The 13420-nt window shown below is 69.9% G+C and carries 16 protein-coding genes; 13 read left to right on the top strand and 3 right to left on the bottom strand.

What is annotated here, in order from left to right:
• Position 1 precedes the first annotated feature (1 nt).
• The gene (locus tag AB0M67_RS19325) at positions 2-523 is read right to left on the bottom strand and encodes a hypothetical protein (protein ID WP_365746908.1); all 522 of its coding nucleotides are present in this window, start codon (positions 521-523) and stop codon (positions 2-4) included.
• A 433-nt stretch (positions 524-956) separates the two neighbouring features.
• On the opposite strand from AB0M67_RS19325, the gene AB0M67_RS19320 reads away from it, so the two are divergent.
• The 6 genes from AB0M67_RS19320 to AB0M67_RS19295 all read left to right on the top strand — a co-directional run bounded on the left by AB0M67_RS19320 (position 957) and on the right by AB0M67_RS19295 (position 7385).
• Positions 957-2159: an RNA ligase gene (locus tag AB0M67_RS19320; RefSeq protein ID WP_365746906.1), complete on the top strand. Its 1203-nt coding sequence runs from the start codon at positions 957-959 to the stop codon at positions 2157-2159.
• A 74-nt stretch (positions 2160-2233) separates the two neighbouring features.
• A complete protein-coding gene (locus AB0M67_RS19315; protein WP_365746997.1) occupies positions 2234-3277 on the top strand; it encodes an ADP-ribosylglycohydrolase family protein in 1044 nt (347 codons plus the stop codon).
• Positions 3278-3315: 38 nt separating this feature from the next.
• The gene (locus AB0M67_RS19310) at positions 3316-3930 is read left to right on the top strand and encodes a hypothetical protein (protein WP_365746904.1); all 615 of its coding nucleotides are present in this window, start codon (positions 3316-3318) and stop codon (positions 3928-3930) included.
• A gap of 106 nt (positions 3931-4036) precedes the next feature.
• Entirely contained in the window at positions 4037-4948 is a 912-nt protein-coding gene (locus AB0M67_RS19305; protein ID WP_365746902.1) for a hypothetical protein, read from the top strand.
• A 358-nt stretch (positions 4949-5306) separates the two neighbouring features.
• On the top strand, positions 5307-6470 hold the full coding sequence (locus AB0M67_RS19300; protein WP_365746900.1) for a hypothetical protein: 1164 nt from the start codon (positions 5307-5309) through the stop codon (positions 6468-6470).
• Positions 6471-6803: 333 nt separating this feature from the next.
• On the top strand, positions 6804-7385 hold the full coding sequence (locus AB0M67_RS19295) for a hypothetical protein (RefSeq protein WP_365746899.1): 582 nt from the start codon (positions 6804-6806) through the stop codon (positions 7383-7385).
• Positions 7386-7573: 188 nt separating this feature from the next.
• Here AB0M67_RS19295 and AB0M67_RS19290 read toward each other — a convergent pair whose 3' ends face one another.
• Together AB0M67_RS19290 and AB0M67_RS19285 are read right to left on the bottom strand one after the other, a co-directional pair.
• Entirely contained in the window at positions 7574-7813 is a 240-nt protein-coding gene (locus AB0M67_RS19290) for a hypothetical protein (protein ID WP_365746897.1), read from the bottom strand.
• 44 nt (positions 7814-7857) lie between these two features.
• Entirely contained in the window at positions 7858-8043 is a 186-nt protein-coding gene (locus tag AB0M67_RS19285; RefSeq protein ID WP_365746895.1) for a hypothetical protein, read from the bottom strand.
• A gap of 153 nt (positions 8044-8196) precedes the next feature.
• On the opposite strand from AB0M67_RS19285, the gene AB0M67_RS19280 reads away from it, so the two are divergent.
• The 7 genes from AB0M67_RS19280 (at position 8197) to AB0M67_RS19250 (ending at position 13263) form a co-directional block, all read left to right on the top strand.
• Entirely contained in the window at positions 8197-8643 is a 447-nt protein-coding gene (locus AB0M67_RS19280; RefSeq protein ID WP_365746893.1) for a hypothetical protein, read from the top strand.
• Positions 8644-8678: 35 nt separating this feature from the next.
• A complete protein-coding gene (locus tag AB0M67_RS19275; protein WP_365746892.1) occupies positions 8679-9503 on the top strand; it encodes a hypothetical protein in 825 nt (274 codons plus the stop codon).
• A gap of 84 nt (positions 9504-9587) precedes the next feature.
• Positions 9588-10367, top strand: a complete 780-nt coding sequence (locus AB0M67_RS19270; RefSeq protein WP_365746890.1) for a hypothetical protein — start codon at positions 9588-9590, stop codon at positions 10365-10367.
• A gap of 92 nt (positions 10368-10459) precedes the next feature.
• Positions 10460-11716, top strand: a complete 1257-nt coding sequence (locus tag AB0M67_RS19265; RefSeq protein WP_365746888.1) for a DNA cytosine methyltransferase — start codon at positions 10460-10462, stop codon at positions 11714-11716.
• A 51-nt stretch (positions 11717-11767) separates the two neighbouring features.
• Complete coding sequence (locus AB0M67_RS19260) at positions 11768-11938, top strand: hypothetical protein (protein ID WP_365746886.1); 171 nt, start codon at positions 11768-11770, stop codon at positions 11936-11938.
• 111 nt (positions 11939-12049) lie between these two features.
• On the top strand, positions 12050-12484 hold the full coding sequence (locus AB0M67_RS19255) for a DUF6197 family protein (protein WP_365746884.1): 435 nt from the start codon (positions 12050-12052) through the stop codon (positions 12482-12484).
• A gap of 50 nt (positions 12485-12534) precedes the next feature.
• Positions 12535-13263, top strand: coding sequence for a hypothetical protein (locus AB0M67_RS19250; protein WP_365746882.1), 729 nt, complete (start codon positions 12535-12537; stop codon positions 13261-13263).
• Positions 13264-13420 lie beyond the last annotated feature (157 nt).

The raw sequence follows: 13420 nt of genomic DNA, 5'->3' as shown, positions 1-13420 counted from the left end.
CTCAGGGAGCGACGCCAGCCTTGCGCCACGCGGTGAGGATCTCGTTCACCGCCTGGACTGCATCCGGGGCGTTGCCTTGCTTGAGGGCGAGGTGTGTGGCGAGTGTACGGACGGCGGCGATGCCGAGGCAGAGGACGGCGAGCACGCGCTCCAGACGTTCGACAAGGCCGTGCAGATCGGTGTCGTAGGTGTCGAGGTAGAGGGAGAGCAGGTCGGCTAGCCGCGCAGCTTCGACGTCGCCGTCGCGCGCACCTACAAGAGCCCTGTGGCAGTCCCATACAGCGCGCAGGGCGTACTCCGGCAGCACCATGATCCTGAGATTCTCAAAACCGTGATCAACCGTGGGGCAGTCACCGACCCAGTCGGCCGCGATCTGCCAGGGCAGCGGCGGCAGGACATAACGCGCATCGTCACCGGTCGCCAAAGCGGCTGCCTGAACAGTCCGCAGGGCCTCACCCACCAACCGCGCCTCCTCGCTCCACTCGACGCTCGACGGCAGGAGAACAGGACGGTCATCGCTCATCCCCCGAGCCTAGCGGCTCGACCGTCCCCAGATCCGGGAGACAAGGGGGCCCGGTCGGCGCAAGTCGACTGGCCTCTCGGGCACCATGACTCGGCCTGCCGACGAGGTCCTCGCCGAGGCGGGAAGAGCACCGCATCACCACAGCTCAGAGCCCGCACGGCGGCTCGCCAGCGTGACAGCCCCACGTCGTTCGACATGTAACATTTTACAAAAAGCGAGGGCGAGTGTAATATCTTACTTGTCGGTCGGGAGGGATCCCGCCGAACGCCGCGGGCCCGATCCCCCCTCGGGCGCGGCTGATCCGGCCGGCTATGCCGGCCGATGACCGCCGTCCCGCGCCCGCGCCCCCACCGATGGGCGCGGGACGGCGGCTCCTCTCTCCCGTGTCCGCCCGCCGCAGTTCCGGTGGGCCGCCCCTCAGCCCGGAGGTCCAGTGACCCATCTCGCCGATCTGTTCTCGCCGGCTGACCTGGCCCGCGCGGTCGACCAGGGTCACGTGGTGCGCAACCGCCACCCTCGCCTCCCGCTGGTCATGCTCAGTTACACCCGGGCCTGTCAGTACGTCGGCGCCTGGACCGCAGTGACCACCCGCTGTCGCGGCCTGGTCGTCGACGAGCGCACAGGCACCGTCGTTGCCTGGCCGTTCGAAAAGTTCTTCAGCGTTCCCGAGCACACGCTGGGCCGGCCGTACGCGCCCCCGCTTCCCGATGAGCCTTTCCAGATCTACGACAAGATCGACGGCACCCTCGGAATCCTCTTCCACTTCGGCGGACGCTGGTACACCGTGTCCAGGGGCTCCTTCGCCTCGCCGCAGGGCCAGTGGGCGCAGCGGTGGCTCGACAGCCGGGACACCTCCCGGCTGCGGCCGGGCACCACGTATCTGGTGGAGATCGTCTACCCGGGCAGCCGGATGGTCGTCGACTACGGCGGCCGGCAGGACCTGGTCCTGCTGGCCGCCTACGGCACCGACGGGCAGGAGCTCGACCTCTCCGACGCGGCCGCCCACTGGAGCGGCGTCGGCTCAGTGGTGTGCTGCTGGCCCTCGATGCGGATGGCCGACCTGCTGGCGCTCACGAAGGACAACCGTCGCGTCGACGGAACGGCGGTCTCCGGCCTCGGCGCTGAGGGCTACGTGCTGCGGTTCGCCTCCGGCGTCCGCGCCAAGGCCAAACTCGCCCAGTACGCCCACCTCCACAAGACCGCTACCGGCGTGACGGAGACGAACGTCTGGCGCTACCTGGGCATGACCAGGCTCACCGGACACCCCGTCAAGAAGGTGGCCATCGCCGTGGACTGCTCGGTGGCCGAGGTCACCGAGTTGACCAACAGCACGGCGGGACCGATGGAGGCCCTGCTGCGCACCGTGCCCGATGAGCTAGACGGCTGGGTCCGCAGCGTGATCGCTTCCCTGGAGAAGCAGGCCGAGCAGTTGCGGCGGGACATCGAGAACGCCTTCGCCGCGCGAGCCCACCTGACGGGGGACCGCCGGACCTTCGCCCGTGCGGTTCTGCCGCTCGACAAGGTCGTCCGCGACGGGGTTTTCGTGCTCCTTCGCCACGGTGACCCCGCTCTGCATATCTGGCACGCCATCCGGCCCGTACCGGTCTCCGGAACGGTCGACGGGGCTACCGCCTGACGCGGACGGTCCCCGCCCTCCCCGGGCCGGGGCGGCATACGCGCCCACAATCTCACCCTCTGAAGGAGCGACCGCTGAACGCAACCACGTCAACACCACCGGCTCAGCCTGAACAGGCGGCTACCGGAGCGCTGTTCGGACTGGCGCTCGGTGATGCGCTGGGCTTTCCCACCGAGTTCGTCGGTGTCGCCGAGATCCTCAGCACCGCAGGCCCCTGGCGGCGCATGGATATGCCCACGCCGGCGCTGGTCACCGACGACACCCAGATGACTTTGGCCGTTGCCCGGGCCGTGAACACCGCCATGGACCCGGGGGGCGCTGAGCGGCTGGATCCGCATCGGTTCGAGCACGCGCTCGTCCGCGAGTTCGTGCGCTGGTACGACGCGCCGGACAACGACCGCGCCCCCGGTATGACCTGTCTGGCGGCCTGTGCCCGGCTGAAAGGCGGCAGGCCGTGGCGGCAGGCGACCGAGGCCGGTTCCAAGGGCTGCGGCGCCAATATGCGCGTCGCGCCGCTCGGCCTGGTCCCGTCCCTGAACTCCGAGGAACGGGCCGGCGCCGCGCAGCTCCAGGCCGCTCTGACACACGGGCACCCCACGGCGCTCGCCGCTGCCGACCTCACCGCCCACGCCGTCTGGCTGCTCCTCCAGGGCACCGAACCGGAACGGCTGCCGGAGATGCTGCGCGCGTACGCCGCGTCCCAGCGCACGCGCTACCACGAGAGGTGGCTCGGCGATCTCTGGAAGCGCGGCCCTGGGCGGACGCCCGCCGCGTTCATCGCGCGGGGCTGGGACGAGACCCTCGGCGCGCTCGACCGACTGGACGCCGCCCTGGCCGCTCCGGCCCCTGGTGAAGACCCCTGCCTCGTCACGGGCGCCGGATGGGTCGCCGAAGAAGCCCTGGCCACCGGCCTGCTGTGCTTCCTTCTCTTCCCCCGGGATCCGGTGACGGCGCTGCGCCGGGCGGCTTGTTCCTCCGGCGACTCCGACTCCATCGCCTGCCTCACTGGCGCCTTCGCCGGCGCGTTCCACGGAGTCGGCGCCTGGCCGACGCGGTGGACCGAACGCATCGAGCACCGAGACACCCTGGCCGCCCTCGGCGCCGGATGGGACCGCTGACCACGCCACAGGCCACGCCGGCCGCAGAACGGAGCCCCATGACGCACGCCGATGTCTCCCCGATCGCCCCCGTCCCCGACCTGTCGGACCTGACGGGCATGCCCGACGGGCCGCCGCCCGTCGCCGACGCCCTGCGGAACATCAACGCGTGGGACGGCGCGGGCATGAGCGCCCACCTGGTCGCCGCCGCGCGGCGGGCTGCGAACAGCGCAGCCCAGCGTGCGGGCCAGATCCAGAGCACCGGCCGAGGCGTACGCGAGTGGCACAACGGCGTTCATGCCGCGGTGCTGTCGTCGCTGGCCGCCGCCGAGACGAACGCCCCCGAGGCCGAACGGCCGTGGCACGCGGCACGGCTTGACGCATACGCCGCCGCCTATGGGCTGCGCGGCTGGTACCGGTACACCGACTTCCGTGGCCAGCACGCGGTGCAGGTCAACCTGGTCCGCTCTCACATCGACGGCGATCGCGGCCGCTACTTCGCAGCCAGCCACGGGCCGGCCGGAAGCGCGATCAACCCCGGGCCCTTCAGTACCTGCGTGGTGGACCGGGACAGCCACCGCAGGGTCTACGAAGCGATCTCGCCCGGTATCGCCCGGCAGTGGATCGAGCAGCACGAATCCGGTGACGCAGCAGCCGAACCGGCATGTGCCTGACCGTCCCGATCCGGGCGGCAACCAGGGACACCACGAATCCCGCACCCACACAGACCTTCCCGTCCGCACCGCTGCCGCGGTGCCAGCCACAGCAGAGCGAGAATCCGTGAGCGACTTCGAGAACTACGCCATCCAGCACCCCGACGGCCGATGGCTCTACCACCTGCCCGCCCCCGGCGAGAGCCGCCTCGCACCGGTCACCGGCATGTATGCCGACGACCAGCCCATGAGCGCCCTTGGTGACCGGCCCGGGGCCTGGTGGGCCGCCGACCACCAGGCCGAGAAGATCACGGCCCGCATGCAGCCGCGGCCCGTACCGGTCCGCTACGAGCTCACCGACCAGTCCGTCCTGTCCAGCCGCTACCCGGCGCAGCTCAGCGTCGAGGACTGGCGCGACCGTACCGACGAGGACGAGAACTACTACCGGTTCTACCGAGCGGTCACCGAAGAGCAGCCGCCGCTCGCCTACGAGTACGACGGTCCGTTCCGCGTCCTTCAGGGGAGCGAACCGCCGTCTCCCGATGCCCCTCAGTGGGTCGCGAGGATGCCGCGTTCGCTCACCGAGCGTCCCGAGTTCCTCCATTGCTTCCCGGGCTACATTCCCGGCCTCCGCAGCCAGCTGGCCACCCTGATCAAGCGGATGCCGCATGTGCAGTACTGCCTCGACGGCCGCGACGGCAGGCCGGGCGGGCTCTACGTCACCATCCGGGTTCCCTTCCACGAGCCCGTCTCGCGCTGGCAGCCGAACCTCGGGAAGAACCTGCGCGAACTGAAGTCCGGCAGCAACGTTCCGGTCCTCGTCACCCGGGAGATGTACCTCCCCGTCGGGGACCGCGTCCTGGCCGACCGGTTCGCGGACGCCCTGGCCGAGTGGGAGCAGCAGGTCTCCTTCTGGACCGGTCTCGTCCGGGACGCGGGGGTCAAGGCGTGCAACCACTGCGGTGGCACCGGGCATGTCCTCGACGCCCCGAAGCTGCCCGGCCCCGGCTCCGGCGCCACGGCCTCGTCGTCGCGCTGAGCAATCTTCCGGCACCTCGCCAGCCGTTCCCCTGATGACCGCACCGCCGCGAGTCCAGTCCGCTTCCGAGCTGTTCATGAGCTCGTGACCGCCGGGGCCGCCGTCGGTCTGTTCCACCTGGGGACACCGGATGCCGTACCCCGAAGGCCGGCCCGCCACTTCGTGGAGTGCACCACCTTCACCGCCGAGTAGAGCGGGGAGCGGACAGCGCCAGCCCGGGCGTCACGACACCGGCGCCTGGGCCCCTGCCTCCCCGCTACCGTCAACAACCTCCTGGAGGAAGCCCATTACCGTTGAGACCGTCTCGACACCGACCCTGTTCAACGCGTCGACAGCCACCAGAACCCCAGTGGAATACGTGATCAACTGGGGTCGGGGCGTCGACTCCACGGCCTACCTGGTGGCCGTGCTGGATGACCTTGAGGCACACGGGATCGACCCCGAGCGCACATGCGTCATCACGATGGCGACCGGCGACGAATGGGCCGACACCGATGCCGACGCCGAGCGTTACATCCTGCCGCTGCTCAGGGAGAAACGGCTCCGGCTGGTCCAGTTGGCGCGTGCCGGTCAGCCCACGAGCGCCGGCATCGACGTTCTTGACGACTCCCGCAGTCCCGAGCGGCTGATCCGCCGCGGCCGGTGGGCCCTCTGGGACGAGATGGAGGCGAACGGGACCGTCCCGCAGCAGGGCGGAGTACGCAAATGCAGTATCCGGGCCAAAGGTGAGGTCGGAGACCTTTGGTGCAAACAGAACACCGACGGGCCCTTCAGTCAGATGATCGGCTTCAACGCCGACGAGACGGGCCGCCGTGACCGCGACCAGAGGGAGAGCAAACTCCCCCAGCGCACCGGGGTGTACCCGCTCATCGACTGGGGATGGGGGCGCCAGAAATGCGAAGACTTCCTGTTCGAGCGGTTCGGAGTGCGGTGGAAGAAGTCCTACTGCACCTTCTGCTGCTATCCGGTATCGATGGGCGCGCTGCCCGCTCACCTGGACCGGATGCGGTCCTTTCCCGAGGTCGCCGGCCGGGTCCTGAGACTGGAGTACACGTCCATGCGTCTCAACCCGAACAGCCGACTGTTCGGGCGCCGTTCGCTGTTGGAACAGTTCGATCCCTCGCGTCGCGAGGACCACGCCGTGCTGGAAGCCTTCGCCGCAGAGCTCGAGTCGTGTGACTGGGCCATCTACCACCTGCGCCGCATCCTGCCGGCGAGTGCTGCCGACCCGACCGTCCGCGCACAGGCGCTGCGGTCGGTGAAACGGCTGCGCACTGGGGACCGGGTCCTCCTCAACCGGACCGTCGAGCGCATCGGTATCCGACCTGGCCGGCGCGTCGAGCACGAGAGCGTGTACGGATCGGTGCGCACCTGGCGTCGCGAGAGGGGCAAAGTGCTGCCGATGACCGAGGACTTCATCGTCACGGCCCCGGCCTTCGTCGTCGACAAGCAGAAGAAGGTCTTCGAGGAAAAGTGGGCCGCGTACACGGGTGCCCCGCTACCGAGTCTCCCCGGAACATGATCCTGACAACGCTGGGTAGATCCTGCCGGAATGCGGGCCGGGAGATGCCTGAGTGCCTCTGTCAGAACTTCGCCATGGTGCGCACCGAGACGGCGCATCTCCCTGTGAAAGCACGGTGCCGCCTCGCGAAGCGGGGTCCGACTGTCAGCGCTCCTCGCTATCGTGAGAGCACGGCAAGTCGCGTACGCCGTTCGCCGCTGCCCGGGCCCACGCCTCGGACGTCGTCGGTCAAGGTCTCCTGGGGCCCGTGGAGTTGATGTTCTGTCCTGCACACCGGCCATGCTGTATGCGGCTGGCGGGAGCGTGGGGACCGGCCGGTCCGAGGAGTGCGTCATGCCGAAGAAGCAGTCGACCGCCGCGCGCGAAGGCGAGAAGTACACCGCCGCTCTTCGCCGGGAAGCCGAGAATCCGGCCGCCCCGACCACCTACAGCTATGTCCCCGTCGACGACGCCGGCGACGACCACGTATGGGCCCGCATCGTCGAGGACTGCCCTCGCTGCCCCTGCCACGCCGCACGCGTGTGCGCTGATGGCCTCTGGCACCAGGCGTCCCGCCCCACGCACGCGGGCGGGACTCCCTACTCCGGTCTCTGCCCCTGCGAGGAGGCGGCCAAAGTCCCCGAACCCCGGCGGCTCACCATCGCCTTCAAGGGAGTCATCAGGACCCTTGAAGCGGAATACCACCGGCACGGCGTGATGCGTGGGCGCCTGCGCGTGCTGGGCCACCCCTTCCGCGGCGAGCCTGACGACGGCTCAGCGCCCAACCGCTGTGGCATGGTCCTTACTCGCTCGAAGGTCATGCGGACCGCCCGCGATGACCGCGGAGACACCTGGTTGGTCCGTACGCGCGCGTCCGTCGGCGGACGGCCTGCCGCCATCACCGGATGGTGGTCAGATGAGGCACCGGAGGACTAGGCCAGACCGGGAGCCTACGAATCGTAGGTTCAGGCACTGAACCCGTACGCTGAACTGAGCCGTCCCGGTGGCCTCCCCCGTGCCACCGGGACGGCTGTCGTACGTCCAGAAGCGGGGGCCGGCGGTCCGGGGCAGACGGCGGTCGCACGCTCCGGCGCAGCGACGGCCGAGTCGCCTGCGGATCGTTCTCAGTTCCGGGCGGATTCGGGGCCCACGCCTCGATCGAGCTGCCGGACGGCCAGGCGGCCGCCGATGAGGGCACCGGCGAGCTGGATCGTGAGGAGGGTGGCGCATCCGGCGAGGAGCCGGGGCCAGGTGAGTTCATGACCTCCGCGCGGCAGGACGATCGCGGCCATCGCTGCCGAGCCGATGATGCCGGGGACCAGCATCCCGTACGCGAGAAGTCGGACGAGCAGTCGAGTGCTCACAGGGTGCACGAGGTGTCCTTCCTGGGGTTCGGCAACGTGGTCTGTCAGGTATGGGTGTTCCACCGGCGGGCGTACCGGTATCCCCACGCTCCGCTCGCCACCGCCGCCAGCGCGGCCCACGGGAACGGTTCGGCGCCGGACGCTGCGCAGCACCCGAGGGTGACGAAGGCCCCCGCGAGTGCGGGGATGAGAGCGAACCCCACGCGGTGGGGACGGTCGACGGTAGCCATGTGGTCATCCTGCCAGGAGAGGCGGGTCAGGTTTCCGCCTTGGGGAATCACCCGTTAACGACAAGTAACATTTGACATCATGCGCACGCGCTTGTAAAGTCTTACTTGTCAAATGGGGCGTCGGCCCCGCCCCTTAGCCCCGAAGGACTCCCGATGGCCTCCATATCTTCCTCCGCCTTCTCCATCAGCCACCGCGGGCGCCAGCAGCACCGGGCCGACGCCGAGGCGTGGGCGGCCATCCACTCTGCTCTCGACAACGCCGTGTCGACCCTCACCGCCGGCAACACCACTCTGCCCAGCGCCACGACGGGCCGGGATGCACGCGCGCAGCTGGTGGCCGCCCGCTTCCTCTTCAACCGCCAGGCCGAGCGGTACATCGCCGCCGCCCGCACCCGAGTGGGCCGGGCCTGGCGCCGCCGCCAGGTCACACGGAGCAGCTTCACCAAGGCGCTCGACGACGCCGCGGCGTACCTGACGCGGCTGGAGAGGGACCACGAGGGCCCCTTCTTCCTGCCCCAGCTGTTCGTGCGCTCCAGCAGCGGCCTGCCCGTGCGAGGCCACCGCGCCCCTGGCCGGCATCGCGCCGCGGCCGCCGCCTGAGCTACCGACTCCGCCTCCGAGAAAGGGACTTGCCTTTGGATACCGCCATCGAGCTGAAGCGCAGCAAGATCCAGGCCCACGCCGGCCGAATCGGCCGCGCCCTGTGCGAGGTACTGAACAGCGGGGCTATCGAAGGCGGAGGGTGGAGCCATCGCGTCGACAAGGAGACGTACTACCTGAGCCTCTCCCTGTTCCACCCCCGCGGGCTGGAGCTGTCGCTCCGCCACCAGAACACCCACCTCAAAGGGGACGCCGGCCGCAGGCTCACCGTCGCGGGCGTCTATCCCTCGGGGTACGGCGGCCTCACCGCGGACAAGATCACCGTGGGCGTCGGCACGCGCGCGTCCCACATGGCGTCCCGCATCGTCACCCACCTGCTGCCGGACTACCTCAAGTACCTCGATGTCGCCCTGGCCGAGGAGCGCCAGGCCCAGCAGGACCGGCGAGCGCGCCGGCTGATGAACCACCACATGAAGCTGGCCCTGCCGGCCCTGCACCCCGCCGGGTGGGAGACCGAGCAGAGCGAGTCGTCGCGCAACCGGTCGTTCTGGTACGCCTCCTCCTGCGACAACGCATACCCGCCCGCATACGCGGGCGGCGAGGTCCGGCTGAGTACCGACGCGTCGGAGGCCGAGATCAAGCTCAACCGCGTACCGGCGGCTCTCGCTCTGCGAATCCTCGGCCTGCTCAACCCGAACCCGGCCGTGGAGGGCATCGTCATGCCGCGCGGCATCGCGCCGAAGCGGCGCGCACTGTCGACAGTGCGGATCATCTCCGGCGAAGTGCTGCCGCCGTCCGTCCCCCGCACAGCAGCTCCGGAACCCGCGCCGCAGACCCGCGCCGAGGCCACCCGGCAGTAATCGCAGGTCAGCCCAGGGACACCACACCGCCGCACCGCGCAACCGCCCCTGCCTGGACGGCCCGCACATTCAGGAGAGGCCCCTATGCAGCAGAAGCCCAGCCACCCGCGGCCGCTGTTCGCCGTCACGTTCCACGACGCGATGTCCGTCGGCCACCCGGCCCGCTTCACTTCCGTCGAGGACGTCGAGAGCCTCGCCAGCGCCTTGAACATCACCGCGCCGCCGTCCGACCCGGTGCTCACCTACGCCAACGACGGCCGCACCCCGCTGCACAGCGTGGTGCCCCTGAACCTGGACTGGCGGACCATGACCTCGGCCGAAGCCGAGGCGGCTGCCGGAGCCCTGAACGGAACGCACTGGCTCCACTCCGAACCCGGCCCGTTCTCACGCCATCAGTACGAATCCCCCGGCCTGGCAATCGGCGGAGTCATCCGCTCCGGCACCGCGATGGGCAACCGCGTCGCGGTGACCCCCTATGTCGTCGGCCTGGCGAGCGAATCGGGCGATGAGACGTGCCTCTTCCTGGCCCGGCACGCACCTGCGGCATGGGCTCGCGGCGAGCATGCCCCGCTCGTGGCTGAAGCCGACAAGGTGGCTGCCGTTCTGGCCCGGGTCGGGATTCTTCCCGACACGGATGGTCCGGGGCACTTCAACGTCAGCGAGGGAGCCCGCCCCGGCACGGTCCGGCTCACAGCCACCGGTGAGTCCTGGTTCAGCGAGAGCGCGGCCATGGTCGACGCCTTGCACCGCGACGACTACACGGCCGAGGAGACCCGGGACGCCGACGTCCTGACCGTCCGAGTCGCCACGCAGTCCGAGACCGCCGCACGCCGTGAGGCCACCGCGCACACCCTCATGCCCTGAACACCACGGCTGCACCCGAGGTCCAGGTCTTCGAACCGCTGCCCCGTCCTTGATCCCCCTGCCACCGAAAGGCGCCGCCCCTGCGTCACCTGTTGGACTACGGCTACACCGAGCCGATCGACCTCACCGGCTTGAACGCCGAGGACCTGCGCGAACTCGCCGCTCCCTGGCCCGTCGAATGGCTCTTCCCGCCCCGCGACGGCGAGCCCGAGCGCGTGGTGAACCTGTTCAGCGGCCCCGGCGGATGGTGCGTTGGCATCCGCGATGTCCTGAGACGGCCCGCCGACATGGTCGGCGTGGAGATGCACAAGGACGCCGCCGCCACCGCCGAGGCCGCGGGGTTCCGCCGGATCGTCGCCGATGTGACGACGCTCGACCCGAACCATCCCGCGCTGCGCTGGGTCCGTGGCCTGATCGTCTCGGCACCCTGCCAGTGCTGGACACCGAGCGGAAAGCGGGCCGGCCACGACCACCGCAATCAAGACCTGCTGATGGACGTGTTCACCTCGGCTGCCGAAGCAACGTTCGGCCACTTCCACGACGCCGGCCCCTGCGAGTGGGAAGGCGACTGCTCCATCTGCGCCGACCCGGACTGGGACGGCTACAGCGGGTTCACCGGGCCGCTGCTCACGCTCGACGAAGTACGGGCACCGATCGAGCAGATGACCGACGCGCGGGTCGGCCTCCTGGCCGAGGTGCTGATCTGGGCACTCACTCTGACGTGGCGGTACGCCAACCTCGAATGGCTCGCGATGGAGCAGTCGAGCGCCCTGCCCGAGGACGTACTGGACGCCATCAAGGATGAACTCCTGTGCGCCGACTGGGTGGACGCGAGATACCGGGTTCTCGACGCCGTGGACTACGGTCTCGCCTCACGGCGCAAGCGGGTCTTTCTGATCGCGTCCCGGTGCCACTTCCTTGACGTCGAAGCTCTCACTCCCAAGCGGCCCTTCCGGCCGGTGTCCGCAGCTGCTGCGCTGCACTGGCCTGCCGGCGTCCGCGTGAATACGCGAGGCGAGCGAAAGACACCCGGCGGCAACGAGTGGAGCGCCGACAAGCCCTCCATCTCCATCACCAGCAAGATCCGCGGCTGGTATTGGGCCCACGACAAGGACCGCCGGTTCTCTCTGGACGAGGCGGCCCTCCTGGTCGGCTTCGCACCGGGCTACCCCTGGACCGGATCGCGCAGCGGCTGCTGCCAGCAGATCGGCGATGTCGTCGCCCCGACGATGAGCTGCGTCGTGATCGGCGCCCTTCTCAGGGAGCCGTGGGAGCCCCGGCTGCGCGACTACCTCCACGTGATCTACCGCCTCGCCGAGAGTAACGAGCTCTACGACGTCGCGGCCTGACCCGTGCCGTGACCGAGACCCCGCCCCCCCCCAAAGAAGGGACACCACTTCATGCACCCCTACAGCCCGGAGAGCAAGTTCGCCGACGAGCCCGTCCTGATCCGGCAGTTCGGCGATGTCGTCGCCCCGACGATGAGCTGCGTCGTGATCGGCACCCTTCTCAGGGAGCCGTGGGAGCCCCGGCTGCGCGACTACCTCCACGTGATCTACCGCCCCGCGTAGAGCAGCGAGCTCGATGACGCCGCGGCCTGAACCGCCTTGTGCATCCCGCTGTCTTTCCGCTTTCCGCTGGCGTGGCCGGGACCCCGGCCCCCAAGAAGGGACCACCACTCCATGCACCCCTACAGTCCGGAAAGCGTCGTGATCGCCGACGAGCCCCGTCCGATCCTGCTCTGGGCCGCCAGCCACCTCGAGCGCGTCGGCCTCCACCAGGGCAGTCGCCTCTTCAACGGCCCCGGCCGCATCGTCACGCTGGCCTGCTGGCCGCGCGGCGCCATCGAGGTCGCCGCCGGCCACGGCCGCGTAGGCATGAGGCGCACGTACGACTGGGACCGGATCCACGCCGCCCGCGATCAGGCGTTGCTCGCCTTCGCTGAGCACCTCACCGGCCGGCTGCTGGACCGTGCTGATCCCCGCGCAAAGGACCAGGCCCGTAACGCCGTCGACCGCTGGAGCGCCGAGCCGGGCCGCACGGCCAGTGAGGCGGCCAAGGCCCTGCGTGCCACCGCCGACGCGCTCTCCGGCCTCCTGCCCGCCCCTCCTGCCTGACCGGGACCATCGGCCCCGTCCCGTCATCCGTCCGCGGAAGGAATCTCCCTTTGACCCATCACGTCATCCAGTTCTCCGGCGGCATCGGCTCCGCCCTCACCGCGCTGCGCGTCGCCGAGTGGCGCGGAACCCAGGACATGAGCCTCCTCATAGCCGACACGCGGGCCGAAGACCCGGACCTGTGGCGCTTCTCCGGCGACGTCGCCCGGTACCTCGGCCTAGAGCTGACCGTCGTACGCGACGGGCGTGACCCCTGGCAGGTCTTCGCCGACCAGCGGTTCCTCGGGAACGACCGGCTCGCCCCGTGCACGTTCATCCTCAAGCAGAAGCCGTGCCGGACGTGGATGACCGAACACGCCCCGCCCGGCGACACGATCGCCTACGTCGGCATCGAGCCCAACGACCGCGACCGGCGCCGTATCCCCGCCATCGCCCGCAACTGGCAGCCCTGGCGTACCGAGTTCCCGCTCGCCGATGGTCCCGACGCCACCAAGGACCAGCTCCTGGACGAGGTCCGTGCACTCGGTATCCGGCCGCCGCTGCTGTACGAACTCGGCTTCCCGCACAACAACTGCTCCGGATCGTGCGTCCGGGCCGGACAGCGCCAGTGGAAGCACCTGCTCGCCACCCTGCCCGAGCGCTACGCCTACGCCGAGGCCAAGGAAGAGGAGCTGCGCGAGCTCCTCGGCGATGTCGCGATCCTGCGCGACCGCCGCGGGGGAACAAGCCGCCCGCTGCCGCTGGCCGAGCTCCGCACCCGCGAGCAGAACGCGGCCTGAACTGCCGCCGCCTCGACCCGCGTCGACGGCACCCGCCCGTTCACACCGGCCGCGCGTCCACCACACCGACCTCTGGAGGTCACCTCTGCTTCCGAACCACCACTCCCCCGTCCCCGGCCGGCCCGCGTCTTCTCCCCCGCCGCGGTCTCCGCGCGCC

It is taken from the genome of Streptomyces sp. NPDC051662 (assembly GCF_040681655.1).
In the GTDB taxonomy this organism is placed as follows: domain Bacteria; phylum Actinomycetota; class Actinomycetes; order Streptomycetales; family Streptomycetaceae; genus Streptomyces.
This window is presented reverse-complemented; position numbering and strand designations above follow the sequence as displayed.